This is a genomic window from Cupriavidus sp. 05T42 (genome assembly GCF_056396345.1).
Genome location: NZ_JBFTLH010000018.1, coordinates 50412 through 76528, shown reverse-complemented (window position 1 = coordinate 76528; position 26117 = coordinate 50412). Strand labels below are relative to the sequence as shown.

The 26117-nt window shown below is 68.4% G+C and carries 22 protein-coding genes; 13 read left to right on the top strand and 9 right to left on the bottom strand.

Annotated features, from left to right (window positions below):
• The first annotated feature begins 215 nt into the window (after nt 1-215).
• The 3 genes from AC1EJR_RS21540 (at nt 216) to AC1EJR_RS21530 (ending at nt 3041) form a co-directional block, all read left to right on the top strand.
• The gene (locus tag AC1EJR_RS21540; protein WP_477147540.1) at nt 216-923 is read left to right on the top strand and encodes an SDR family NAD(P)-dependent oxidoreductase; all 708 of its coding nucleotides are present in this window, start codon (nt 216-218) and stop codon (nt 921-923) included.
• A 91-nt stretch (nt 924-1014) separates the two neighbouring features.
• Nucleotides 1015-1923: a LysR substrate-binding domain-containing protein gene (locus AC1EJR_RS21535; protein WP_092301229.1), complete on the top strand. Its 909-nt coding sequence runs from the start codon at nt 1015-1017 to the stop codon at nt 1921-1923.
• A gap of 14 nt (nt 1924-1937) precedes the next feature.
• Nucleotides 1938-3041, top strand: a complete 1104-nt coding sequence (locus AC1EJR_RS21530) for an NAD(P)H-dependent flavin oxidoreductase (RefSeq protein WP_092301226.1) — start codon at nt 1938-1940, stop codon at nt 3039-3041.
• Nucleotides 3042-3055: 14 nt separating this feature from the next.
• Here the strand turns inward: AC1EJR_RS21530 and AC1EJR_RS21525 are convergent, their stop codons facing one another.
• On the bottom strand, nt 3056-3979 hold the full coding sequence (locus AC1EJR_RS21525) for a LysR family transcriptional regulator (protein ID WP_144195318.1): 924 nt from the start codon (nt 3977-3979) through the stop codon (nt 3056-3058).
• Nucleotides 3980-4095: 116 nt separating this feature from the next.
• Between AC1EJR_RS21525 and AC1EJR_RS21520 the strand changes: the two genes are divergently transcribed.
• The 6 genes from AC1EJR_RS21520 (at nt 4096) to AC1EJR_RS21495 (ending at nt 11796) form a co-directional block, all read left to right on the top strand.
• A complete protein-coding gene (locus tag AC1EJR_RS21520) occupies nt 4096-5184 on the top strand; it encodes a tartrate dehydrogenase (protein WP_092301220.1) in 1089 nt (362 codons plus the stop codon).
• A 144-nt stretch (nt 5185-5328) separates the two neighbouring features.
• On the top strand, nt 5329-6693 hold the full coding sequence (locus AC1EJR_RS21515) for a dicarboxylate/amino acid:cation symporter (protein WP_477147539.1): 1365 nt from the start codon (nt 5329-5331) through the stop codon (nt 6691-6693).
• 22 nt (nt 6694-6715) lie between these two features.
• The gene (locus AC1EJR_RS21510) at nt 6716-7990 is read left to right on the top strand and encodes a glycerate kinase type-2 family protein (RefSeq protein WP_477110705.1); all 1275 of its coding nucleotides are present in this window, start codon (nt 6716-6718) and stop codon (nt 7988-7990) included.
• Nucleotides 7991-8003: 13 nt separating this feature from the next.
• Entirely contained in the window at nt 8004-9422 is a 1419-nt protein-coding gene (gene pyk, locus AC1EJR_RS21505) for a pyruvate kinase (protein ID WP_092301214.1), read from the top strand.
• A 25-nt stretch (nt 9423-9447) separates the two neighbouring features.
• Entirely contained in the window at nt 9448-10779 is a 1332-nt protein-coding gene (gene eno / locus AC1EJR_RS21500) for a phosphopyruvate hydratase (RefSeq protein ID WP_477147538.1), read from the top strand.
• Between the two features lie 78 nt (nt 10780-10857).
• Entirely contained in the window at nt 10858-11796 is a 939-nt protein-coding gene (locus AC1EJR_RS21495) for a tripartite tricarboxylate transporter substrate binding protein (RefSeq protein WP_255370985.1), read from the top strand.
• 21 nt (nt 11797-11817) lie between these two features.
• On the opposite strand, the gene AC1EJR_RS21490 is transcribed toward AC1EJR_RS21495, so the two are convergent.
• Genes AC1EJR_RS21490 through AC1EJR_RS21470 form a run of 5 tightly spaced genes read right to left on the bottom strand, consistent with a single transcriptional unit; the run spans nt 11818 to nt 18159 of the window.
• Nucleotides 11818-12030, bottom strand: coding sequence for an acyl-CoA carboxylase biotin carboxyl carrier protein subunit (locus AC1EJR_RS21490; RefSeq protein ID WP_092301205.1), 213 nt, complete (start codon nt 12028-12030; stop codon nt 11818-11820).
• Nucleotides 12030-13451 (bottom strand): acetyl-CoA carboxylase biotin carboxylase subunit, encoded by a 1422-nt coding sequence (locus AC1EJR_RS21485; RefSeq protein ID WP_477147537.1) that lies wholly within the window; start codon nt 13449-13451, stop codon nt 12030-12032. Before AC1EJR_RS21485 ends, AC1EJR_RS21490 begins: the two co-directional genes overlap by 1 nt.
• Nucleotides 13448-15565: an acetate--CoA ligase family protein gene (locus tag AC1EJR_RS21480; protein WP_454757062.1), complete on the bottom strand. Its 2118-nt coding sequence runs from the start codon at nt 15563-15565 to the stop codon at nt 13448-13450. The genes AC1EJR_RS21485 and AC1EJR_RS21480 overlap by 4 nt, the downstream gene beginning before the upstream one ends.
• Before the next feature lie 3 nt (nt 15566-15568).
• The gene (locus AC1EJR_RS21475; RefSeq protein WP_092301197.1) at nt 15569-16555 is read right to left on the bottom strand and encodes a tripartite tricarboxylate transporter substrate binding protein; all 987 of its coding nucleotides are present in this window, start codon (nt 16553-16555) and stop codon (nt 15569-15571) included.
• A 56-nt stretch (nt 16556-16611) separates the two neighbouring features.
• Nucleotides 16612-18159, bottom strand: a complete 1548-nt coding sequence (locus tag AC1EJR_RS21470; RefSeq protein WP_477147536.1) for an acyl-CoA carboxylase subunit beta — start codon at nt 18157-18159, stop codon at nt 16612-16614.
• Nucleotides 18160-18324: 165 nt separating this feature from the next.
• On the opposite strand from AC1EJR_RS21470, the gene AC1EJR_RS21465 reads away from it, so the two are divergent.
• Nucleotides 18325-20037 (top strand): sigma-54 interaction domain-containing protein, encoded by a 1713-nt coding sequence (locus tag AC1EJR_RS21465; RefSeq protein ID WP_477147535.1) that lies wholly within the window; start codon nt 18325-18327, stop codon nt 20035-20037.
• Nucleotides 20038-20053: 16 nt separating this feature from the next.
• On the opposite strand, the gene AC1EJR_RS21460 is transcribed toward AC1EJR_RS21465, so the two are convergent.
• The gene (locus AC1EJR_RS21460) at nt 20054-20479 is read right to left on the bottom strand and encodes a DUF1801 domain-containing protein (RefSeq protein ID WP_441590972.1); all 426 of its coding nucleotides are present in this window, start codon (nt 20477-20479) and stop codon (nt 20054-20056) included.
• A 208-nt stretch (nt 20480-20687) separates the two neighbouring features.
• Between AC1EJR_RS21460 and AC1EJR_RS21455 the strand changes: the two genes are divergently transcribed.
• Nucleotides 20688-22406, top strand: a complete 1719-nt coding sequence (locus AC1EJR_RS21455) for a cation:proton antiporter domain-containing protein (RefSeq protein ID WP_092301184.1) — start codon at nt 20688-20690, stop codon at nt 22404-22406.
• Nucleotides 22407-22582: 176 nt separating this feature from the next.
• Nucleotides 22583-23332 (top strand): metalloprotease LoiP, encoded by a 750-nt coding sequence (loiP, locus tag AC1EJR_RS21450; protein WP_441590976.1) that lies wholly within the window; start codon nt 22583-22585, stop codon nt 23330-23332.
• Between the two features lie 30 nt (nt 23333-23362).
• On the opposite strand, the gene AC1EJR_RS21445 is transcribed toward loiP, so the two are convergent.
• Nucleotides 23363-24286 carry a LysR family transcriptional regulator gene (locus tag AC1EJR_RS21445; protein WP_477113674.1) on the bottom strand — a complete coding sequence of 308 codons (924 nt, stop codon included), beginning with the start codon at nt 24284-24286 and terminating at the stop codon, nt 23363-23365.
• 119 nt (nt 24287-24405) lie between these two features.
• Between AC1EJR_RS21445 and AC1EJR_RS21440 the strand changes: the two genes are divergently transcribed.
• Entirely contained in the window at nt 24406-24834 is a 429-nt protein-coding gene (locus tag AC1EJR_RS21440; protein ID WP_092301176.1) for a VOC family protein, read from the top strand.
• 101 nt (nt 24835-24935) lie between these two features.
• Here AC1EJR_RS21440 and AC1EJR_RS21435 read toward each other — a convergent pair whose 3' ends face one another.
• On the bottom strand, nt 24936-25931 hold the full coding sequence (locus AC1EJR_RS21435) for a LacI family DNA-binding transcriptional regulator (protein WP_092301173.1): 996 nt from the start codon (nt 25929-25931) through the stop codon (nt 24936-24938).
• Between the last annotated feature and the right edge of the window lie 186 nt (nt 25932-26117).

Genomic DNA, 26117 nt, shown 5'->3' with positions numbered 1-26117 from the left:
CTCCCCCTAAGCTCCCCTAAGCTCCCCTAAGCTCCCCTAAGCGCGCGCGTCCGGCTCCCCGCCGGCGCGCGTTTTTTTTGCCTTCCCGCCCGTCCTCCCGACTTGTTCCCGCCACGCAAAACTGTTGATGTGGGCGATGCCTTCTTCGTTGGGGCCGGCTCCACTAGATTTGAGCCCAAGGCAAACACGCCGAACCCCTACCAGGAGAATCTGAAATGTCCTCGCAAAAAGTTGTCATCGTGACTGGCGCATCCCAAGGCATCGGCGCCGAATTGGTCAAGGCCTACCGTGCACGCGGCTACCGCGTGGTGGCCACGGCGCGCAATATCAAGCCGACCGACGATCCCGATATCGCCATCGTCCCCGGCGACATCGGCGACCCCGACACCGCCCGCCGCGTGGTGGCCACGGCGCTGGAAGCCTTCGGCCGCATCKACTCGCTGGTCAACAACGCCGGCATCTTCGTCGCCAAGCCGTTCACGCAGTACACCGCGCAGGACTACGCCGCCGTGACCAACGTGAACCTGTCCGGCTTCTTCCACATCACCCAGCTGGCCATCGCCGAGATGGAAAAGCAGCGCAGCGGCCACGTGGTCAGCATCACCACCAGCCTGGTCGATCACGCCATCGCCGGCGTGCCGTCGGTGCTGGCCTCGCTGACCAAGGGTGGCATCAACGCCGCCACCAAGTCCCTGGCCATCGAGTACGCCAAGACCGGCATCCGCGTGAACGCCGTGTCGCCCGGCATCATCAAGTCCCCGATGCATGCGCCGGAAACCCATGAGGCACTCGGCGCACTGCACCCGGTGGGCCATATGGGCGAAATGGGCGATATCGCCGAAGCCGTGCTGTTCCTGGAAAGCGCCTCGTTCGTGACGGGCGAGATCCTGCACGTCGATGGCGGCCAGAGCGCCGGCCACTAAGCGGCTGGTTACCCCAAGTCATTCCCTTGACTTGACGTTCTTCATTCACGATACTTCATCTACTTTCATTCTTGTTTGAAGAACGTAAATCGTGGAACTGGCAGAATTAGAGATCTTCCGGGCGGTGGCGCGTGAGCAAAGCATCACACGCGCCGCCAAGCGGCTCGACCGGGTGCAGTCGAACGTGACCACCCGCGTGAAGCAGCTCGAGGAGAGCCTCGGCGTCAGCCTGTTCCAGCGCGATAGCAAGAAGATGTTGCTCACCCCGGAAGGCCTCCGCCTGCTCGACTATGCCGACCGCCTGCTGGCGCTGGCCGACGAGGCGCGGCAGTCGATGCGCACGGATGCGCCAAGCGGCCCGCTGCGGCTTGGTTCGATGGAAAGCTCGGCAGCCACGCTGCTGCCCCGCCCGCTCGGCGCCTTCCACGCGCGCTGGCCGGACGTGGCGTTGAAGCTGACCACGGGCACCTCGCAGGCGCTGGTCGATGCCGTGCTCGGCCATCGGCTCGACTGCGCCGTGGTGGCACATCCGGGCACGGGCGCGCCAGCCGACATCGAACTGACCGAAATGGGCGACGGCCTCGACGGCACCTACCTGCAAACCGAGGAACTGGTGCTGGTGCTGCCCGCCACGCACCCGCCGGTGCGCCAGCCGCAGGACGTCACGCTGCACCAGCTCGCCGCCTTCGCGCGCGGCTGCACCTACCGCCAATGTGCCGAAGACTGGCTGGAGCAGGCGGGCGACGACATGCGCCGCCGGCTCTCGGTGATCGACCTGCCGTCCTACCACGCCATCCTGGCCTATGTGGCCGCCGGGTCGGCGGTGGGCATCGTGCCGCGCTCGCTGCTGGCGGTGCATCGCGAAATGGCCCACCTCCAGACCGTGCCGGTCCGCACCGTCCACACTTTCCTGGTGAAGCGCGCCGGCTTCGCCACCTCGGCCTACACGGCGTTCCTGCGGGAATTGCAGCAAGGCCCATCCCCTTCATCGCCCACCTAACCTGAAGCCCAGCCATGAACACCGCCGCCCGCAATCTGGTTTCCCTCCTCAACCTCGCCACGCCGATCATCCAGGCGCCGATGGCTGGCGTCAGCACGCCGGCCATGGCCGCCGCCGTGTCCGAAGCCGGCGGCCTGGGCTCGCTCGGCGTTGGGGCGATGGACGCCGAAGGCGCCCGCAAGGTCATCCGCGAGACCCGCGCGCTGACCGCCAAGCCCTTCCATATCAACCTGTTCTGCCACGCCCCGGCCCAGGCCGATGCGGCGCGGGAGGCCGCCTGGCTGCAATACCTGACGCCGCAGTTCGCCGAATTCGGCGCCACGCCGCCTGCCGGCCTGCGCGAGATCTACAAGAGCTTCGTGGCCGACGAGGCGATGTATCAGATGCTGCTGGAAGAAAAGCCGGCGGTCGTCAGCTTCCATTTCGGGCTGCCGGCGCAAGAGAAGATCGATGCGCTGCGGGCCGCCGGCATCCTCCTGCTGGCCAGCGCCACCTCGCTGCGGGAGGCGCGCCAGATCGAAGCGGCGGGCATCGACGGCATCATCGCGCAGGGCATCGAGGCCGGCGGGCACCGTGGCGTGTTCGATCCGGAGGGCGATGACGAAGGACTGGGCACGCTGGCGCTGGTGCGGGTGCTGGTGACGCGTACCAGCCTGCCGGTGATCGCCGCCGGCGGCATCATGGACGGCGCCGGCATTGCCGCCGCGCTGGCACTGGGCGCGCAGGCCGCGCAACTGGGCACCGCCTTCGTGGCGTGCGATGAATCATCGGCAGACGCCGCCTACCGCGCCGCCCTGACCGCCGCCGAGCCGCGCGCCACCACGCTGACGCGGGCGATTTCCGGCCGCGCCGCGCGTGGCTTCACCAGCCGCTTCACCGCCCTCGGCGTGGCGCCGGGCGCCCCCGCGATTCCCGACTATCCCGTCACCTACGACGCCGGCAAGGCGCTCCACGCCGCCGCCAAGGCCAAGGGCGTCAGCGAGTTCGCCGCACAATGGGCCGGCCAGGCCGTACCGCTCGCCCGCGCCCTGCCCGCCGGCGCGCTGGTCGCCGAACTGACCGCCGAATTGCGCCAGGCGCTGGACCGGTTGAGCAGCCTGCGGGCATCGATCGAGTAGTCAAGCAAGCCTGATCAGGTTCCAAACTCGCTGAACTTCGAGCCGAGGAACTCCACGAACAGGCGGATGCGCGACGACAACTGGTGCCGTTGCTGGTAGACGGCATAGATGTTCGCCTCGGGGGTGGCGTAGTGCGGCAACACCTGCACCAGCCGCCCGCTGCGCAGGTAGCGCTCGATATCCCATTCGGCGCGCATCACGATGCCATGGCCCTCCAGCGCCCACTGCACGGCGATTTCGCCGTCATTGGTCGTCAAATTGCCACGCACATGGATCGCCTCGGTGCGCTGCTTGGCGCCCTTGCCCGAGGTCAGCCGCCACACCCCGTAGGCATCGCTGCCCTGCCGGATGCCGATGCAGTTGTGCCGCGCCAGATCCCCCGGCGTGGCCGGGACGCCGTGCTCGCGCAGGTATTTGGGCGAGGCGCACAGCAGGCGCCGGTTCGGGGCCAGGAATTTGGCGATGATCCGCGCGTCGGGCGGCTCCCCGAACCGCACGCAGACATCGAAGGCATCCTCCGTCAGCGGCGGCGGATCCGCCGACAGCTGGAGCTGCACATCGACATCGGGGTAGGTCCGGCTGTACTCGGCGATGACCGGCGCCACATGCATGCGGCCAAAGCCCAGCGTGGCGTTCACGCGCAGCAGGCCGCTCGGCCGCCCCTTGGCGCTGGTCAGCAACTGGCTCAGGTCGTCGATCTCGCCCAGGATGCGCCGCGCGTGCTCCAGGAACACCTCCCCCTCGGGCGTCAGCCCCATCCGGCGCGTGGTCCGCGTCAGCAGCGGCATGCCGATGCGCGCCTCCATCTGGGCCAGCCGCTTGCTGACCGCCGCCGTCGAGATCCCAAGATCCCGCGCCGCCGCGCTCAGGCTGCCCGCCGTGGCCACCGCCGCGAAAAAGCCCAGTTCGGACGGTTGAATGCCGCTCGTCGCGCTCATGGCATTGTTAATGTCAGGTTAAAGATGGTTTAACTTTAGCGTCGATCCAACACCGCGTCCACGGTCAAGAATCCGTCCCACGCACTACAGCGATGATTCTGACCAGGAGACACAAGATGAAGACGTACAAGATCGCCACGATCCCCGGTGACGGCATTGGCAAGGAAGTGGTTCCCGCCGGCCGTGAAGTGATGGAAGCGCTGGCCGCTGGTGGCGCCGGCTTCCAGTTCGAATTCGAAAACTTCGACTGGGGCGGCGACTACTACCGCCAGCACGGCGTGATGATGCCCGCCGATGGCCTGGACGCGCTGCGCGGCAAGGACGCCATCCTGTTCGGCTCGGCCGGCGACAACCAGATTCCCGACCACATCACGCTGTGGGGCCTGCGCCTGAAGATCTGCCAGGGCTTCGACCAGTACGCCAACGTGCGCCCGACGCGCATCCTGCCCGGCATCGACGGCCCGCTCAAGCGCTGCGCCCCGGAGGACCTGAACTGGGTGATCGTGCGTGAAAACTCGGAAGGCGAGTACTCGGGCGTAGGCGGCCGCGTGCACCAGGGCCACCCGATCGAGGCGGCCACCGATGTGTCGATGATGACCCGCGTGGGCGTGGAGCGCATCCTGCGCTACGCCTTCAAGCTGGCGCAATCGCGTCCGCGCAAGCTGCTGACCGTGATCACCAAGTCCAACGCCCAGCGCCACGCCATGGTGATGTGGGACGAGGTGGCCGTGGAAGTGGCCAAGGACTTCCCGGACGTGACCTGGGACAAGGAACTGGTCGATGCCGCCACCGCGCGCATGGTCAACCGCCCGAAGACGCTGGACACCATCGTCGCCACCAACCTCCACGCGGACATCCTGAGCGACCTCGCCGCCGCGCTGGCCGGCAGCCTCGGCATCGCGCCCACCGGCAATATCGACCCGGAACGCCGCTACCCGTCGATGTTCGAGCCGATCCACGGTTCCGCCTTCGACATCATGGGCAAGGGCCTCGCCAATCCGGTGGGCACCTTCTGGTCCGTGGTGATGCTGCTCGAACACCTGGGCGAAGACGCCGCCGCCAAGCGCGTGATGGCCGCCATCGAGGCCGTGACCGCCAACCCGGCCCTCCACACCGGCGACCTCGGCGGCAAGGCCACCACGGTCCAGGTGACCAAGGCGGTCTGCGACTACCTGGCCGCCAACAAGCAGGCCAAGGCGGCTTAACCCTCCCGCCCCCTCGCCGTCCCGGCATTTGGCCGGGCGGCCCTTGCGAGCCGGATCGCGGCTCGCGCTGCCCTGCGGACGCTAAAAAACGGCCATCAGAGCCGGTCCGCAGGCGCGCCAGATTCGAATGTGCAGGAGACAGCCATGATTCGAAAGCTACTGGGAAAGCTCTACGTCCAGGTGTTGATCGGCGTTGCCGCCGGTGTGGCACTGGGTGTCTGGGCACCCCAACTCGGCAGCGACCTCAAGCCGCTCGGCGACGTATTTATCAAGCTCATCAAGATGGTCTTCGCGCCGATCATCTTCGCCACCGTGGTGCTGGGCATCGCCCGCATGGAGAACATGAAGGAGCTGGGGCGGGTGGGCGTGCGCGCGCTGCTGTACTTCGAACTGCTGTCGACTTTCGCGCTGGTGCTCGGGCTGATCGTGGTGAATCTGGTGCAGCCGGGGCGCGGCATGAATATCGACCCGGCGCACCTCGACACCAAGGCCATCGCCACCTACACCCATGCGGCTGAAAAGTCACATTCGTTTATCGATTTCCTGATGAACCTGGTGCCGACCAGCATCATCGACGCGCTGGCCCGCAACGACATCCTGCAGATCCTGGTCTTCGCCACGCTGTTCGGCATCGCCCTGTCCCATATCGGCCCCCGCGCCAAGCCGGTGGTCGATTTCCTCGATTCCTTCGTGCACGGCATCTTCAGCGTGGTCGGCATGGTCATGCGGCTGGCCCCGCTGGCCGCCTTCGGCGCCATGGCCTTCACGGTCGGCAAGTACGGGCTGGGCTCGGTGGTCTCGCTCGGCAAGCTGATGGGGACGATGTACATCACGTGCTTCCTGTTCGTGGCCATCGTGCTGAACGGCGTGGCACGGCTCTCCGGCTTCAGCCTGTGGAAGTTCCTGCGCTATATCCGCGACGAGCTGTTCACGGTGCTGGGCACCAGTTCGTCCGAATCCGTGGTGCCGCAGCTGATGGGCAAGCTGGAGAAGGCCGGGGTGTCCAAGCCGGTAGTCGGGCTGGTGGTGCCCGCCGGGCTGACCTTCAACCCGGACGGCCAGTGCATCTACTACACCATGGCCGCCATCTTCATCGCCCAGGCCACCAACACGCCGCTCTCGCTGACCGACCAGTTCGTGGTGCTGGGGGTGCTGCTGCTGACCTCGAAGGGCTCCGCCGGCGTCACCGGCTCCGGCTTTATCACGCTGGCGGCGACGCTGGCCTCGCTGGGCACGATCCCGGTGGCCGGCATGGTGCTGCTGCTCGGCGTGGACCGCTTCATGTCCGAGGCGCGCGCCATTACCAACACCATCGGCAATGCCGTGGGCACGGTCGCCATCGCCCGCTGGGTGGGCGCGGTGGATCAGCAGCAGTTGCAGKACGCGCTGGACGGCAAGCTGTCCGATGACCCCGACGCGCTGATCCCTGACCAGCCCGAGCCGGCTACCTCCACGGTCGGCGCCCGGCTGGCCCGCATCGGCGATGCCCATGMCTCGCTCCTCCATTGATCCGATGACCCCGAGCCCCGCCATGGACACCCCCCAGGCCCGCCAACTGCTTCGCGAGATGTTCGAGGCGGCCATCCACGCCGCCCAGCCCGCGCGCACGCTGGCCGCCCACCTGCCCCCGCCGCCACCGTCTCCTGGCCGGACCATCGTGATCGGGGCCGGCAAGGCGTCGGCGGCCATGGCCCGCGCGCTGGAAGATGCCTGGCCCCATCCGCTGGAAGGGCTGGTKGTCACGCGCTACGGCTACGCGGTGGAGTGCGCGCGCATCGAGATCGTCGAGGCCGCCCATCCGGTGCCGGACGCCGCCGGCTTCCACGCCGCGCAGCGCATGCTGGAACGGGTGTCCGGGCTGACCGAGGACGACCTCGTCATCTGCCTGATCTCGGGCGGCGGCTCCGCGCTGCTGCCGCTGCCGCTGGCCGGCATGTCGCTCGCGGACAAGCAGGCGGTCAACCAGTCGCTGCTGAAGTCCGGCGCGACCATCACCGAGATGAACACCGTGCGCCGGCACCTGTCGGCGATCAAGGGCGGGCGCCTCGCCGCGGCCTGCCATCCGGCGCGGGTCTGCAACCTGCTGTTGTCCGATGTGCCCGGCGATGACCCCATCGACATCGCCTCCGGCCCCACCGTGCCGGACCCGACCACCCGGGCCGACGCGCTGGCCATCGTCCGGCGCTACGGCATCGACGTGCCGCCGCATGTGCTGGCCGTGCTCGATTCGGACGCGTCCGAGTCCATCAAACCCGGCGATGCCCGCCTGCCGCCCATCGACACCACGCTGATCGCCACGCCCCGGCTGGCGCTGGAAGCTGCCGCCGCCGTGGCACGCCGCGCCGGCCTGCGCGCCTACCTCCTGGGCGATGCCATCGAGGGCGAGGCGCGCGATGTCGGCAAGGTCATGGGCGGTCTGGCACTGGAAGTGGCGCGGCACGGCCAGCCGTTCACGGCGCCCTGCGTGCTGCTCTCGGGCGGCGAGACGACCGTCACCGTGCGCGGCAACGGGCGCGGCGGGCGGAATGTGGAATACCTGCTCTCGCTGGCGCTGACGCTGCGTGGCGAACCGGGCGTGCATGCCATTGCGGGCGATACCGATGGCGTGGACGGCCAGGAGGAAATCGCCGGCGCGCTGGCCGGCCCGGACACGCTGGCGCGCGCCTGGCAACTCGGCATCCGCCCGCAGGACGCGCTGGCGGCCAACGATGGCCACGGTTTCTTCGAGGCGCTCGGCGATGCGGTTGTCACCGGGCCGACCTTGACCAATGTCAATGACTTCCGCGCCATCCTGATCGCGCGGTGAATGGAGTAACAAGATGAGACGCACCCGCAATGCCAAGATCGTGGCCACACTGGGCCCCGCGAGCACGTCGCCGGAAGTCATCGACGCGCTGTTCGAAGCCGGCGCCGACGTATTCCGGCTCAACTTCAGCCACGGCAGCCACGCCGACCACAAGCAGCGGCTGGACACCATCCGCGCCGTGGAACGGGACCGTGGCCGCCCCATCGGCGTGCTGCTGGACCTGCAAGGCCCCAAGCTGCGCATCGGCACGTTTGCCGATGGCCCGATCCAGCTGGCCGCCGACGCCAGCTTCCGGCTCGACCTCGACGCCACCGTGGCCGGCACCGCCAGCCGGGTCAGCCTGCCCCACCCGGAAATCTTCGCAGCGCTGCAGGAAGGGACCGAGTTGCTGCTCGATGACGGCAAGATCCGCCTGCGCGTGGAGCGCTGCGGCAAGGACTTCGCCGAGACCACCGTGGTCAATGGCGGGACGCTGTCCGACCGCAAGGGCGTCAACGTGCCCGGCGTGGTGCTGCCCCTGTCGGCCATGACCGAGAAGGACCGGCGCGACCTGGAGTTCGGCCTGACGCTCGGCGTGGACTGGATCGCCCTGTCCTTCGTGCAGCGGCCCGAGGACATCCTGGAGATCAAGGACATCGTCAAGGACCGCGCCGGCATCGTCGCCAAGCTGGAGAAGCCGGCGGCCATCCAGAGCCTGGAGGCCATCGTCGCCGAATCGGATGCCGTGATGGTGGCGCGCGGCGACCTTGGCGTGGAGATGCCGGCCGAGCTGGTGCCCTCGCTGCAGAAGCAGATCCTGCGGGCCTGCCGCAAGGCCGGCAAGCCGGTGATCGTGGCCACGCAGATGCTGGAATCGATGATCGCCTCGCCGGTGCCGACCCGCGCGGAAGCCTCGGACGTCGCCACGGCCGTGTACGACGGCGCCGATGCGGTGATGCTGTCCGCCGAATCGGCCTCGGGCAGGTATCCGGTGGAGGCCGTGCGGATGATGAACAGCATCATCTCGCGCACCGAGTCGGACCCGCTCTATCACGATGCCATCCAGGCCTCCCACACCCCGCCGCGCGCGGAGGCCGCCGACGCCATCGGGCTGGCGGTGCGCCATGTGGCCGGGCTGCTGAAGTCCCCGGCGACGGTGGCCTACACCAGTTCCGGCTACTCGGCGCTGCGCATGGCGCGCGAGCGCCCCGAGGTGCCCATCCTCGGCATGACCCCCCGCATGGCCACCGCGCGCCGGCTGGCGCTGGCCTGGGGCGTACACGCGGTGCTGTGCCACGAGGTGGTCGATGTGGTCGAGATGACCGAATTGGCCAGCCAGACCGTGCGCAAGGAGGGCTTCGGCGCGGCCGGCGACTCGATCGTGATTTCCGCCGGGCTGCCCTTCGCGGTAGCCGGCACCACCAATCTGCTGCGAATCGCGCAGGTCCAGTAAGTTGCTATTTCGTTAGGACCCCCCCATGCCCATCATCCAGGACATTCGCGGCTACGAGATCCTCGACTCGCGCGGCAACCCCACCGTGGCGGCGCAGGTGCGGCTGTCGGACGGCTCGCAAGGCTTTGCGGCGGCGCCGTCGGGCGCCTCCACCGGCGCCCGCGAGGCGCTGGAGMTGCGCGACGGCGACCCCCGGCGCTACTTCGGCAAGGGCGTGCGCAAGGCCGTGGCCCATATCGACRTCGATATCGCCCGCACGCTGGCCGGCATGCCGGCGGCAGACCAGGCGGCGGTGGACGACTGCCTGATCCGGCTCGACGGCACGCCAGAGAAGTCCCGGCTCGGCGCCAACGCGCTGCTGGCGGTGTCGCTGGCCACCGCGAAGGCGGCGGCGGCTTCGGCCGGCGTGCCGCTTTATCGGACCATCGGAGGCCAGCGCCGCGACGCCCGCCTGCCGCTGCCGATGATGAACATCATCAATGGCGGGGCCCATGCCGACAACAGCGTGGACATGCAGGAGTTCATGATCCTGCCGGTGGGCGCCCCGTCGTTCTCCGAGTCCCTGCGTTGGGGCGCGGAGATCTTCCACACGCTCAAGGCGGTGCTCAAGGCGCAGGGGCTTTCCACCGCCGTGGGCGACGAAGGTGGCTTCGCGCCGGACCTCGCATCGAACGAGCACGCGCTGGAGATCATCCTGCGCGCCATCGAACAGGCCGGGTTCCAGGCCGGGCGGGACATCGCGCTGGGGCTGGACGTCGCCAGTTCGGAGTTCCATCGCGACGGGCGGTACGAGTTGCAGTCCGAAGGCCGGTCCTATTCGGCGGACGGTTTTGTCGACCTGCTGGCCAAGTGGGTCGATCAGTACCCCATCGTCACCATCGAGGACGGCATGGCCGAGGGCGACTGGGCCGGCTGGCAGTTGCTGACCGAGCGGCTGGGCCAGCGCGTGCAGCTGGTGGGCGACGACCTCTTCGTCACCAACACGGCGATCCTGCGGCAGGGCATCGACTGCGGGGCCGCCAACGCGATCCTGATCAAGCCCAACCAGATCGGCACGCTGACCGAGACGCTGAACGCCATCGACATGGCGGAGGCGGCCGGCTACGCCTCGGTCATCTCGCATCGCTCCGGCGAGACCGAGGACACGACCATTGCCGACCTCAGCGTCTGCACGGCAGCCACGCAGATCAAGACCGGCTCGCTGTGCCGCTCCGACCGCGTCGCCAAGTACAACCGCCTGCTCTATATCGAGGCGGAACTGGGCTGCGCGGCCACCTTCGCGGGACGCGCCGCGCTGCGCGTACCGGGTTTGCAGGTGTTGCCGTCAGCGAGTGATCTCGCTATTAGTGAGCAATAAATCACAAATCATAAATACAGGAGACAGACCATGCCGACTTCCCAAACGCTTCCCCGCTTCCTCCGTGCCGCGCTGCTGATGCTGGGCGCCGGGGCCTCCGCCCTGTGCGTGGCGCAGGAATGGCCGACCAAGCCGATCAGCCTGATCGTGCCGTTCCCCTCCGGTGGCACCACCGACGTACTCGCGCGCGCCATCGGCGACCAGCTTTCCAAGAAGCTGGGCCAGCCCGTGATCGTGGAGAACCGGCCCGGCGCCGGCGCCACGGTGGGCGCGGACTACGTGGCCAAGGCCCGCCCGGACGGCTACACACTGTTGATGGGCGCCGTCCACCACACCATCGCCACCAGCGTCTACAAGAAGCTGCCGTACAACTTCCAGAAAGACCTGGCGCCGATCTCCACCGTGGCGATGGTGCCCAATGTGCTGGTGATCAATCCCGCCAAGACCCCGGCCAAGACCGTGGCCGAGCTGGTGGCGCTGGCCAAGAAGTCGCCCACCGAGTTCGCCTACGGCTCCAACGGCAACGGCACCGCCCAACACCTGATCGGCACGCAGTTCCAGACCGCCACGGGCGCCCCGCTGCTGCACGTGCCCTATAAAGGCAGCGGCCCGCTGACCACCGACCTGCTGGGCGGACAGGTGACGATGTCCTTCGACACGCTGACCCCGGTGCTGCCGCACATCAAGGCCGGCAAGCTGCGCGCGCTGGCCGTGACCACGGCCAAGCGTTCCAGCGTGCTGCCGGACGTGCCGACCATGGAAGAAGCCGGCCTGAAGGGCTTCGATATCGGCACGTGGTTCGGCATCCTGGCGCCGGCGGCCACGCCCAAGCCCATCGTCGCCCAGCTCAGCGCGAAGATCGTGGAAATCGTCAATTCGCCGGACTTCCAGCAGCGCATGCTGGCCGCCGGCGCCGAGCCGATGCCCAGCGATTCGGCAGCGTTCGCCAAGCGCATCGACGACGAGACCGCCAAGTTCGCCAAGCTGGTCAAGGATGGCAAGGTGACGATCGAGTAAGGCCCCCGGAGCCTTGGCGCGTTACTCGACCTCCACCACCGGCTGGCCCTCGGTCACGGCGTCGCCGGGCTGGACCAGGATGGCCTTGACCACGCCATCCGCCTCGGCTTCGAGCGGGATTTCCATCTTCATCGACTCGATGATCATCAGGACATCCCCGGCGGAGATGGTGGCGCCGGCTTCGATGGCGATGGAGGACACATGGCCGCTGACTGCGGCGTCGATCTGGGGCATCAGGCTGCTCTTTCGGTAAGGGTTTCGGGTTGCTTCGGCGTAGGCGTCTGGAGCGGCGTGGCCAGCACGCGCTGGGTCAGGGCCGTGTCGATGCGGGCATCGGCGAAATCGGGGTGGGCCAGCACGCGCAGCAGGAACGGCAGGTTGGTCTTGACCCCGGCAATCTGGAACGCCTCCAGCGCGGCACGCAGGCGCCGGATGGCGTCGGCGCGGTCGCTGCCGGTGGCGATGACCTTTGCGATCATCGGGTCGTAGTACGGCGTCACGCGCTGGCCCTGCGCGTAGCCGGTCTCCACGCGGATGCCGGGCGCCTGCGGCGGCACGAAGGTGTCCAGCGGCCCCGGCGACGGGAAGAAGCGCACCGGGTCTTCGGCGTAGACGCGGGCCTCGATGGCGTGGCCCTGCTGGCGCGTGGGGGCCGGCAGCACGGCGTCGATCCGCTCGCCGCAGGCCAGCCGCACCTGCGCGGCCACGATGTCGATGCCGGTCACCTGCTCGGTCACCGCATGCTMCACCTGGAGCCGCGTGTTCATCTCCAGGAAGACAAAGCCGGTCTCGGGTGTGTGCAGCATCTCCACGGTGCCGATCACGTCGTAGCCGACGTGGCCCAGCAGCGTGGCCAGCCGCTCGCGCATGGCGGCCACCGCCTCGCCCGACAAGCCCGGCGCGGGGGCTTCTTCCAACACTTTCTGATGACGGCGCTGCACCGAGCAGTCACGCTCGCCCACAATGCGCACGCCGCCGTAGCGGTCCGCCAAGACCTGGAATTCGATGTGGCGCGGCTGCTCCATCAGCTTTTCCAGATACAGCTCCGCCTGCCCGAAGCTGCGCTGCGCCACCGAGCGGGCCTGCTGCCACGCGGCGGCCAGCCCTTGCGCATCGCGCACCGGCAGCATGCCGATGCCCCCGCCACCGCCAGCCGGCTTGATCAGCACCGGGTAGCCGATCTGCTCGGCGGCGGCAGCCACGACGGCCATGTCGTCCGGCAGCACGCCGGAACTCGGCGCCATCGGCATGCCGTGGCCGGCCATGAAGTCGCGCGCCTGCGTCTTGTGGCCCAGACGGCGGATCCAGGCGGGCGACGGGCCGATAAAGCAGAGCCCCGCCGCCTCCACCCGTTCGGCGAAGTCGGCGTTTTCCGACAGGAAGCCATAGCCGGGGTGCACGCCGTCCGCGCCGGTCTCCCGGGCGACATCGAGCAGCTTTTGCTGATGCAGATAGCTGTCCAGCGGCGCCGCCTCGCCGATGCGCACGGCCATATCGGCCTCGCGCAGGTAGGGCAGGCCCGCGTCGGCGTCCGAGTAGACCGCCACCGAGGCGATGCCGAGCTGGCGCAGCGCGCGGATCCCGCGTGCTGCCACGGCGCCCCGGTTGGCCACCAGCACGCGGCGCAGCGTGCGGACCTTGATGGTGTCGTTCATGCCGTCTCTCCTGCGCGGATCACCACCGCATCGACCAGCACCGGCGCCACCGCCCCACGGGCGACGATCACCGGGTTGGCATCGACCGAATGCACCGTGCCGCGCGCCGCGACCATCCAGTCGCCCAGACGGACCAGCATGTCGGCCAGTTGGTCGAGGTCCACCGCTTCCATGCCGCGCAGCGCGGCGAACGCCGGGGCGATGCGCAGCCGGCCGATGGCGGCCCGCGCCTGACTGGCCGTGAACGGCGCGACGAGGAATTGCACGTCCTGCAGCGCTTCCACCAGCACGCCACCCTGCCCGACCATCACCACCGGGCCGTAGGCCGGATCGATATGGGCGCCCACGGCCAGTTCGAACGCGCCGCGTTGCTGGCGCGCCAGCAGCACGCCGCCGTGGCGGACTTCCATCCTGTGCAGGATCTGGTCGATCTCGTCGAAGGCAGCCACGGCGGCGGCCTCGCCGGACAGGTTCAGCTTCACCAGCCCGTGCTCGGATTTGTGCGTGATGTCCGGGGACACACCCTTGGCCACCACCGGCGCGCCCAGTTCGGACACGGCACGGCGCACGTCGTCGGCGCTGTGGCAGAGCCGGTGCGCCACCACGGGCAGGCCCGCCGCCGCGAGTTCGGCCAGGCTGCGGACTTCATCGAGGGCATGGGCGGGGGACGCGTGCGTCAGTACTCCTGCCGGCACGCCAGCCGGCAAGGGCGCGGCCAGCGCCGCCTCGCGGCGTTCGCCATATTCGGCCAGCAGCGCCAGCGCCTGCATGGCGGAGCGCTCGCTGTCGAACACCGGCACGCCCTGCGCGCGGAACGCCTGCGCCACCCACTCCTGATTGGCGCTGACCGCCACCGGCACGCCGCTGGCCGAAGCAAAGCGCCCGGTCTGTGCGGAGAAATCGTCGAAGTCGTAGCCTTCGCCGCCAATCGGAAAGCCGACGAAGATCAGGTCGGCCTGCCGCTGGGCCGCCACGGCGTCGAGCGTCTGGCCATAGATCTGCGGCTGGCCGAGCAACGCGGTGGTCATGTCGATGGGATTGCGCGCCGAGACATAGCCGGGCAGCACGGTGCGCAGCGCGGCGGTGCCGGGTCCGTCGAACTGGCACAGGTCCAGCCCGTGGGACTCCGCCGCGTCCGCCGCCAGCACGCAGGTGGCGCCCGAGTTGCTGATCGCCACCACCTTGCGGCCACGCGGCCGCTGGCCGCCCGCGAAGATCTGCGCGTACTCGGACAACTCCCGGAAATCGTTCACGCGCAGGATGCCGTGCTGACGCAGGAAGGCATCGGCCAGCGCGTCCTCGCCGGCCATCGCCCCGGTGTGGGAGCTGGCGGTCAGTTGCCCGGCGCGGGTCCGGCCGGCCTTGACGGCGAGGATCGGCACATCGCGCGCATGGGCGATCCGTGCGGCCTGCGCCAGCACGTCGGGGTCGCGCAGGGATTCGACGTACAGCAGCATCACGCGCACGGCGTCGTCCTCGGCAATCGCGCGCAGCGTTTCGGCGGCGGTCACGTCGGCCTCGTTGCCCGTGGCCACCATGTAGCGCACGCCGATGCCCTTGCGGCGCAGCCCGCCATAGACGATGGACGAGCCCGCGCCGCTCTGGCTGACGATGGCCACCGGGCCGTCCTGCGGCGCTTCCTCGTTGATCATGGTCGAGAAATGCAGCACGGCGCCGGTGGCGAAGTTGGCCACGCCCTGCGTGTTCGGCCCGAACAGCCGCAGGCCGCCGGCGCGGGCCCGCGCCACGAGCCGCTGCTGCTGCGCCGCGCCGGCCTCGCCCAGTTCGGCAAAGCCCGACGAATAGATCACCGCGCCCTTGGCCCCCACCGCGATGCATTGCTCGATGGCCTGCTCGGCCTCGGTGCCGGCCACGCTGATGACGACCACATCGGGCGAGTCCGGCAGCGCGGCCAGGTCGGGGTAAGCCGCCAGGCCCTGGATCTCGGCCCGCTTGGGGTTGACCGGGTAGATGCGCCCGGCATAGCCGTGGCGCCGCATATAGTCGATGGGCCGGCCGCCGGCCTTGATCGGGTTGTCGGACGCGCCCAGCACCGCCACCGAGCGCGGCGCCAGCAATGACAACAACGAAGCTTGCTCCTTGGTATCCGCCATCGCTCAGTCCACCTTGACCTTGGCCTCGATGGCCACGCGCTTCCATTTGTCGAGTTCGGCCTGCACGAAGCTGCCGAACTGCTCGGCGTTGAGCGCGCCGGGGCTGGTGCCGTTCTGGGTCAGGTAGGTCTTGGCCTCGGCGCTGTTCATGCTCTTGACCGCTGCGTGGTTCAGCTTCTCCACCAGCGCGCGCGGCAGGTTGGCCGGGCCGTAGAAGCCGATCCACGTGGTGGCTTCGTAGCCGGGCACGCCCTGCTCGGCAATGGTCGGCACGTTGGGCAGCGCCTCGCTGCGCCTGGCCGAGGTCACGCCGATGGCCTTGACCTTGCCGTCCTTCACGTACGGCGCCATGGTCATCACGTCATGGAACAGCGCGGGGATCTGGCCGCCCAGCAGGTCGGCCAGCGCCGGGGACGCGCCCTTGTACGGAATGTGCGTCATCGGCACCTTCGTCATCAGCCGCAGCAGCTCCCCGGACATATGCGTGGCGCCGCCAATGCTCGACGAGCCGTAGGACAGCCCCTCGGTCTGCTTCTTCGCATAGGCCAGGAACTCGGGGAGATTGTTGGCCGGCACCTTGTTGTTGACCACCAGCACGTTGGGCGTGGTGGCCAGCAGCGCGATGTTCGTGAAATCCTTCGACGCGTTGTACGGCAGCTTGGGCCGGATGGCCGGGTTGATCACGTGGTGCGTGGCCGAGACCAGCAGCGTGTAGCCGTCCGGGTTGGCGCGCGCCACGATCTCGGTGCCGATCTGCCCGCTGGCGCCGGCGCGGTTGTCCACCACGAAGGGCTGCTTCAGCTCGGCCTGCATGTCACGGGCGATGCGGCGCGCCAGCAGGTCGGTCATGCCGCCCGCCGGGAACGGCACGACGATGGTGACGGGCTTGGCGGGCCAGTTCTCCTGCGCGAAGGCCGGCGCGGCCAGCGTGGTGGCCAACGTGGTGGCCATCAGGCCGAGACACAGCGAAGGTAGGGATCTGCGTTGCATGCGGTTTGTCTCCTGATTCTTTTTTTAGGATTTTGGCTAGGGGTTGCCGAACGCTTTCAAGGCCGGATGCCKAACTTGCGCACCCCCGCCTCGCGCAGCGGCGCGGCGAGGTTGGCGAACTCGCACAGCAGCGCCCGCGTGTCGCGCGGGTCGATGATGTCCTCGATCACGAAGGCTTCCGCGCTGCGGAACGGCGAGGTCAGGCTGCGCACCCGCTGCTCGATCTCGGCCCGCTTCTGCACCGGGTCGTCGGCGCCCTCGATCTCGGCCTTGTAGGCCACCTCCAGCCCGCCCTCGATCGGCAGCGAGCCCCAGTTGGCGGACGGCCACGCATAGCGGAAGTTGAAGCGACCCATGTGCTGGTGCCCCGCCGCCGCCACACCGTAGGCGCGGCGCACGATCACCGAGCACCACGGCACGGTGGCCTGATAAACCGCCGCCAGCGCGCGCACGCCGTAACGCATGATCCCGGCCTTCTCGGCCTCCAGCCCGATCTGGAACCCGGCGATATCGACGAGGTTGACCACCGGCAGGTGGAAGGCCTCGGCCATGTCCAGGAAGCGGGTGAATTTCTCGGCCGTGGGGCCGTCCCAGCCGCCGCCGTAGTAGTACGGGTCGCTGGCGACCACGGCCACGGGCCAGCCATCCAGCCGCGCCAGCCCGGTGACGATGGCGCGGCCCCAGTGCTTGCCGATCTCGAAGAACGAGTCCTGATCGACCAGCGCCTGCACGATCGGCCGGATCTTGTAGACCTGGCGGCTTTCGCGCGGGATGGCGGAGAGCAGCCATTCGTCGCGGCGGCGCGTGTCGTCGGCGGGCGCGGCGCGCGGCGGCAGCTCATACACGGACGGCGGCAGGTAGGACAGGAAGCGGCGGGCCCGGTCGAAGGCCTCTTCCTCGCTCGCCACCTCGTCATCGACCACGCCGTTGCGGGTGTGGATCTGACTGCCGCCCAGCTCGTTCTTTTCCAGGATCTGGCCGATGCGCGCCACCACGGGCGGGCCGGCGTTGAACAGTTGCGTCGTGCCCTTGACCATCACCGAGTAGTGGCTGGCCGCCACGCGCGCCGCGCCCATGCCGGCCACCGAGCCCAGCGCCAGCGACACCACCGGCACCACCGACATGTTCTCCACCACGTGCTGCCACACCTTCATGGTGGGGATATTGGTGTAGCCACGGTTCTCGATATTGCGCACCGAGCCGCCGCCGCCCGTGCCATCGACCAGCCGCACCATCGGCAGGCGCAGGTCGTGGGCCATCTTCTCGGCGTGGATCAGCTTGTCGCCCACCGCGCCGTCGTTGGCGCCGCCGCGCACCGTGAAGTCATCCCCGACCAGCACGGCGGGACGGCCACCCAGATGTGCGCGACCCATCACCAGATTGGCCGGGGTCAGGCCCACCAGCCGGCCATTGCTGTCGTACTGACCGCTACCGGTAAGCGCGCCCACCTCGCGGAAGCTGCCGGGGTCCGCGATGGCCTCGATGCGCTCGCGCACGGTGAGCTTGCCGGCGTCCTTGTGGCGCTTGACCTTGTCGGGTCCGCCAAGCTCGGCGGCCAGTCGCTTGCGATAGGCCAGTTCGTCGATTTCCGGCTGCCAGGACATGTGTCTCCTCTGTGTCTTCGGGCTTATGGGTATGGGTGTTATCCGAGAGCTAACGCACTACCCGTGCCAGCCATGAAGCACATTGATTTCATTGCGATTTTTTCGACTGGCCGGTAGAGTGTCCGGCACGAGGACACTCAGATGTCCCGCATGGAGACACAATCAATGTCGTCAGTGAAGACACAAAGCCTGGGCGCGCTGGTGCTCGGGGCCGGCGGGGAGACCCTCGCCGCCTCGGGCACAGCACGCAATCCGGCCATCGCCCGGGCCGCGCAGGCCGGCGTGGCCGCGCTGCCCCCCGCCGAGAACCACCATGCCGGCCGCGTTTTCGATATCGAGGTCGATGGCGAGCGCCATATCGGGCTGGCCTTGCTCGATGCCAGCCAACAGACCATCCTGCTGCGCCGCGCGGCGGCCGGGGCGGCGCTGTTCGACTTCCTCGGCGCAGTGCCGTTTGCGGACGCCATCCTCGAACACTTCCTGACCAATCCCTATCAGGCGATCACGGTGGTGGACCACACGGGGTGTATCCGCTTCATCAGTCCCGTCCATGAGGCGTTCTTCGGCCTGCGCACTGGGGAAGGCACGGGGCGCCCCGCCGAGCAGGTCATCCCGAATTCCCGGCTGGGCCACGTGGCGGCGACCGGCAAGGCCGAGATCGGCCAGCTTCAGCGGATGAATGGCGTGACGCGCGTGGTGAACCGGGTGCCCATCGTTGTCGATGGCAAGACGGTCGGCGCGATCGGACAGGTCCTATTCAAGGAGCCGGAGGCCATCGGCCGGATGCACAAGGAGGTGGAGGAACTGCGGTCGCAGCTGGCGCACTACCGGCGCGAACTGCACGGGCTGCGCCAGCGCGACTCGGGAGTGGGCCTGCTGATTKGCGAGAGCGCGCCGATGCAGCGGCTGCGCCGGGAGATCGAGACCGTGGCGCGGCTCGACGTGCCCGTGCTGGTGCTGGGCGAGTCCGGCACGGGCAAGGAACTCGTCGCGCGGGCCATCCACAGCGCCGGCCGGGGGTCACATGGCGTGCAGGGCGATGACGAGGGGACGCAGGCCACGCCGCTGGTCAGCCTGAACCTGGCCGCGTTCCCGGCCACGCTGATCGAGGCCGAACTGTTCGGCCATGCGGCGGGCGCCTTCACGGGCAGCCATCGGCATGGCCAGCCCGGCAAGCTCGAACAGGCAGCCGGCGGCACGCTGTTCCTGGACGAAGTCGCCGATATTCCGATGGAGATGCAGGTCAAGCTGCTGCGCGTGCTGGAAGACCGCATGGTCGAGCGGCTCGGCAGCCGGCAGGCGCGGCGGGTGGATTTCCGGCTCGTGACCGCCACCAACCGCGACATTCAGGCGCTGATCGACGGTGGCCGCTTCCGGCTCGACCTCTACTACCGCCTCAGCGGCGTGGTGCTGCGCGTGCCGGCGCTGGGCCAGCGGCTGGAGGACATTCCCGCCCTGCTCCATCACTTCGTGCAGGCGTTCTGCCAGCGCAACGGCGTGCCGGTGCCGCAGGTCATGCCCGATGTGGCGCGGCACCTGGCCTCGCGGCGCTGGCCCGGCAATGTGCGCCAGCTACGGCAGAAGATCGAGGAAGCGCTGGTGTTCTGCGACGGCAGCCGGCTCCGGGTGCAGGACTTCGCCCGGGGCGAGGAAAACCATATGGCGACCATGGTGGCGCCGGCAACGCACCCGCTCGGGCAGGTCTTCGCGCCCGAGGATGCCCCGGCCCCGGCGGCGGCCCGGCTGCGCGACCTCGCTTATGACGCCGTGCTGCAGGCCATCGCCCGCCATGGCGGCAACAAGAAGCAGGCCGCGCTGGAGCTGGGCATTTCCCGCTCCCATCTATATAAGATGCTCGAGCGCGGCGGCGAAGCCTGAACCGGGAATTCCGGAACTAGCCCTTGCCCTGGTTCAGCGCAACGGCGGCACGGATCAGGGCCTTCAGCGCCTTGGCATCGATCTTCTCGCCCTCACGGAAGTCGATGGCGCGCCGGGTGTTGCCGTCCAGGCTGGAATTGAACAGGCCGGACGGGTCGTCCAGCGAGGCCCCCTTGGCGAAGGTCATCTTCACCGCGCTCTTGTAGGTCTCGCCGGTGCACAGGATGCCGTCGTGGGACCACACCGGCACGCGCCACTTCCATTCCTCCACCACCTCGGGGTCGGCTTCCTTCACCAGCGCGCGCAGGCGGGCGAGGGTTTCGCCGCGCCAGTCGCCCAGTTCCGCGATCCGGGCGTCGATCAGGGCTGCCGGGGACTCGTCCGCTGGCGCGGTGGCCTTGGTTGCGGTCTTGGCCGGGGCTTTGGTCTTCGTTTGGGTCATTCCCGCCTCTCCTCTCGTATTTATCCGCCTTTTGGTGCGTGTATGGTTGTCGAAGTGGCGCACCTTGCCAAGCCCCCGCTGGCGGGCGCTGGCCGGAATCTGCCCGTTTTTTCATGGGCCCCGCCGTCGAGGCCGGGCACCTGCCGTTACAATTGCCCCTCGCCCCAGCATTTCACTGGCCGCTTGCGCAGCACCCCGCAGACGACGCATGGACCACGACTTCACCCTCATCACCACCATCGCCGCCGGCTTCGGCATCGCCCTCGTGCTTGGCTTCCTGGCCGAACGCGTCAAGATTCCCGCCCTGGTCGGCTACCTCGTCACCGGCATCATCATCGGCCCCGGCACGCCGGGCTTCGTCGCCGATGTTCATCTGGCCTCGCAATTATCCGAAATCGGCGTGATGCTGCTGATGTTCGGCGTCGGCCTGCATTTCTCGCTGCGCGACCTGCTCGCGGTAAAACGTATCGCCATTCCCGGGGCAGTGGTGCAGATGGCGATTGCCACCGCGCTGGGCATGCTGGTGGCGTGGATCTGGGACTGGAGCCTGGGCACCGGGCTGGTCTTCGGCCTCTCCCTGTCGTGCGCGAGCACGGTGGTGCTGCTCAAGGCGCTGGAAACCCGCAACGTGCTGGAAACCATGAACGGGCGCATCGCCGTGGGCTGGCTGGTGGTGGAAGACCTCGCCACGGTGCTGGTGCTGGTGCTGCTGCCGCCGCTGGCCGGGCTGCTCGGCGGCACAAACGCCGCGCCAGACCAGGGCGCGCAGGCGCTCGGCTTCACCATCCTCCAGACGCTGCTCCAGGTGGTGGCGTTTATCGCGCTGATGCTGGTGGCCGGGCGACGCATCCTGCCGTGGCTGCTGTGGCAGGTGGCCAAGACCGGCTCGCGCGAGCTGTTCACGCTGGCCGTGGTGGCGGTGGCGATTGGCATTGCCTATGGGGCGGCCGAACTGTTTAACGTGTCGTTCGCGCTGGGCGCCTTCTTCGCCGGCATGGTGATGCGCGAGTCGGAGTTCAGTCATCGCGCCGCCGAGGAATCGCTGCCGCTGCGCGACGCGTTCTCGGTCCTGTTCTTCGTCTCGGTGGGCATGCTGTTCAAGCCGGCCATCCTGATCGAGCAGCCGCTGCACGTGCTGGCCGTGGTCGCCATCATCGTGTTCGGCAAGTCGCTGGCGGCCTTCGCGCTGGTGCTGGCCTTCCGCTATCCGCTCAATACGGCGCTGACGGTGTCCGCCAGCCTGGCGCAGATCGGCGAATTCTCGTTCATCCTGGCCGGGCTGGGGGTCACGCTGGGGCTGCTGCCGGAGGAAGGCATGAGCCTGGTGCTGGCCGGCGCGCTGATTTCCATCGCGATCAATCCCCTGCTGTTTGCCGGCGTGGAGCCGCTGCGAAAGTGGATTCTCAAGCGATCGGCGCTGGCGCGGCGGCTGGAGCAGCGCGGCGACCCCTACGCCGAGCTGCCGATGACCACCGAGCGCAAGTTTCTGGAAGGCCAGGTGGTGCTGGTCGGCTACGGCCGCGTGGGCAAGCGGATTGCCCAGGCGATGCAGGAGCGCGGCATTCCCTTCGTGATTGCGGACGAGAACCGCGAGCGTGTGGAGTCCCTGCGCCGCGCGGGCTTCGCGGCGGTCTCGGGCAATGCGGCCGACCCGGCGGTGCTGATCCAGGCCCATATCGCCCACGCGGCGATGCTGGTGATTGCCGTGCCGGAGCCGCTCTACGTGCGCCAGATGGTGGAAACCGCCAAGACGCTGAACCCCAACGTGGAGATCGTGCTGCGCACGCATAGCGAGGACGAGTCCGCGCTGCTGCGCAAGGAAGGGCTCGGCACGGTGTTCTATGGCGAGGAGGAACTGGCCAAGGGCATGACCAGCCATGTACTGGGGCGCTTCGTGCCGCGCGGCGCGCATGAGGCCACGGCTTGAGTCGCGTCAGGATCGATTCACGATTACCTCAGGATTGATGCGATTGGCAGAAATCCGATTTCCATAGCCAGCGCGCGGAAACACGGCGGACCTTGATCTGGATGCGGGTTCGCCCGCGATGAAGTGGCATAGCCTCCCATTCCCGGGAAACTCCCGCCACTACCTCGCGAACCGCTATGAAAGGCTTCCTCGTACTTCCGCTGCTCACCACTGCCCTGCTCGCCGGTTGCGCCGGCACCGATGTCAACAGCCTGGTCACCGCCGGCACCTCGCTGGCGCAGGCCGCCACCCTGACCGACGCGGAGGTGAAATCGCTGTCGGACCAGGCCTGTGCCGAGTCCGACCAGACCAACAAGACCGCCGGCCCCCGCACCAACTACGCAAAACGCCTCACCAAGGTCATGGCCGGGCTGAAGAACAGCGATGTGCCCAATCTCAACGTGCGGGTGTACCTGACCAAGGACGTCAACGCCTGGGCCATGGCCAACGGCTGCGTGCGGGTCTACAGCGGCCTGATGGACATGATGAGCGACGACGAGGTCCGCGGCGTGCTGGGCCACGAACTCGGCCACGTGGCGCTGGGCCACAGCAAGAAGGCCATGCAGGTGGCCTACGCCGCCACCGCCGCGCGCAGTGCGGTCGGCGCCACCAACGGCGCCATGGCCGCGCTGTCTTCCTCCCAACTGGGTGAACTCGGCGAAAAGCTGGTCAACGCGCAGTTCTCGCAGGCGCAGGAGACCGCCGCCGACGACTTCGCCTTCGACCTGTTGACCAAGAACAAGGCCAATACCAAGGCGCTGGTCACCGCGTTCGAGAAGCTGGCCAAGCTCGATGGCGGCAAGTCGAGCATGTTCGGCTCGCATCCGGGCTCGGAGGCGCGCGCCAAGCATATCGAGGGCCGCATCAGCAAGGTCGCATCGAAGTAAGACCCGTACGATCAATACGAAAAAAGGGGCCTAAGGCGTGGCGATGCCGCGCAACCGGGCCTCCAGCGGGGCGAGCCGCTCGCGCAACAGCGCCTGCAAGTGGCGCACCGCCGGCGAGAACTGCTTGCGATGCGGGCAGATCAGGCTGAGCGGCGCGCTCTCGCCCGGCTGGTGCGGCAGCACCACCTCCAACGTGCCCGCTTCCACATCCGCGCAGACATCGAGCCACGACTTGTAGGCGATGCCCTGCCCCGCCACCGCCCAGCGGCGCGCCACGTCGGCATCGTCGCAGATCATCGCCCCGTTCACCGCCACCAGCCGGCGCTTGCCCTCCACCGGGAACACCCATTTGTCATAGAGGCGCCCGCCCAGCAGGTACAGCACGCAGCGGTGGCGCAACAGGTCGTCCAGGCTTGCCGGCCGCCCGTGCGCGGCCAGATAGTCGGGCGATGCCACCAGCACGCGGCGGTTCTCGGGGGCCAGCGGCAGGGCCACATAGCTCGCGTCCTCGGCCAGTCCGTAGCGGATGGCCACGTCGACCGGCTCCCGGAACACATCGCTGACGCGGTCCGAGAGCAGCAGCCGCAGTGACAGGCGCGGATGGCTCGCGCAGAACGCCGTGATCCACGGCAGCAGCACGTTGCGGCCGACATCGGACGGCGCCGACACCTGCAAGACCCCGCTCAGATCCCCCTCCTCGCTCCGGGAACGCTCGTGGCCTTCGTGCAGCAGCGCGAGCACATCGGTGGCGTACGGCAGGTATCGCTCGCCCTCGGCGGTCAGCCGCAGGCTGCGCGTGGAGCGCACGAACAGGCGCAGGTCCAGCTCCCGTTCCAGCCGCTGGATGGCGGCGCTGACCTGCCCGGGCGGCAGATCGGCTTCGCGCGCGGCGCTGGAAAAGCTGCCGAGCGCGGCACTGCGGACAAACAGGGTCAGGTCCTCGAGTCTGAGCATCGGATCATCACGATTTGGGGGCGCGGGGGTGCGGAAAGCGCATTCTGCCGCATCCCCGCTGATTGGGCTGAGGCGGGCGGATCGGAGGTAAGCTGTCGCACCGAAAACGGAGACAGCCCATGAAACCCTATATCACCTTGATCACGCTGGGCGTGGACGATCTGGAACGCTCGCTGCGCTTCTACCGCGATGGCCTCGGCCTGCCGACCGCCGGCATTATCGGGCAGGAATTCGAGCATGGCGCCGCCGTGTTCATCGACCTGCAAGGCGGGACCAAGCTGGCGCTGTTCGCGCGCGAGAACCTCGCCCGCGAGGCCGGCCTGCCGGTGGCGCCGCCCAGCGCCACCGAGTTCTCGATGGCCCACAACGTGCGTAGCGAGGCCGAGGTCGATGCCGTGATGGCACAGGCGAAACAGGCCGGCGCGACCATCACCAAGCCCGCGCAGAAGACCTTCTGGGGCGGCTATGCCGGTCACTTCCAGGACCCGGACGGCCACCTGTGGGAAGTGGCGTACAACGTCCACCTGCTGCCGCCGGACGGGATGTGACAGTGGACCGGCCTAGCGTGCCGGCTGCAAAGGTTGCGCCGGCTGATACGGTTCGAGCCGCGCCGGGCAGAGCACCTTCATCGGCGCACTGATGCAGCGTCTTACGTGGTGCCCCGCTCGATGATGCGGAAGCCCACGTCGATCACCGACTCGGGCACCGGCTCGCCCCGAAAACGCGCCAGCAACTGCCGCGCGGCCAGTTCGCCGATCTGCGCGCCATCCACGTGGACGGTGGTCAGCGGCGGGTTCATATGCGCGGCGAAGTCGGCGTCGCCGAAGCCGCAGATCGCCAGATCCTGCGGCATGCGCAGCCCGCGCGCGTGTGCTTCGATCATCACACCTTGCGCGAGCTGGTCGGAACTGCAATAGATTGCCTCGATGTCCGGGGCCTGCGCCAGCAGGTCGGCCAGCGCCTTGCGGCCGTATTCAAGGCTGCTCGGGGCGGGCACCACCACGGTCGGCACATCGTGGCCCACCGTGGACAGGAAGCCCTCGCGTCGCACGGCGGCCCGCTGGTCGTCGCCGGTGGCGATGGCCAGCCGGCGCCGCCCCTGCCCGAGGAAGTAGCCGGCGATGGCGCTGCCCACCTTGAGGTGCGAGAAGCCCACCGCCATGTCCACGGGCCGATCGCTCAAATCCCATGTCTCCACCACCGGAATGCCGGCGCGGCGCAACTGGTCGCGCGCGGTCTGCGAATGGATCAGGCCGGTCACCACGATGCCGTCCGTGCGACGGCTGATCATCGTGGCGAGCAGCGCCTCCTCCCGGGCGTGATCGTAGCCGGTCTGGCCGAGGATCAACTGGTAGCCGGCGGCGTCCAGCGCATCGGTCAGCGCCTTCACGGTCGGCAGGAACTGCTGCACAGCGATGTTCGGCACCAGCGCGGCCACCATCAGGCTCTTGCGGGACTTCAGCCCGCCGGCCAGCAGGTTCGGGATGTAGCCGGTCACCGCCACGGCCTCGCGCACGCGCGCGATGGTGGCCTCGGACACCATGCCCGGATTGCTCAACGCCCGCGAGGCGGTAATCAGCGAGACGCCGGCCTGCCGGGCGACATCATGGAGCGTGACGGACTTCGACGCTGGAGCTTGGGGCATGCGGGTTCTGGCGGGTTTAAGCGGATTGGATGGAGATACGATGTCGGCCGACGGGTTGACCCAGTCGTATGACAACGTTAGCATTCTACCGACGATTGCCTGAACTGGCGCGCATCCCGGCCATAAACAACGACCACGTGGCCAATACGACGCATCCCACCCGGGCATTCCGCCCTTGAATGACAA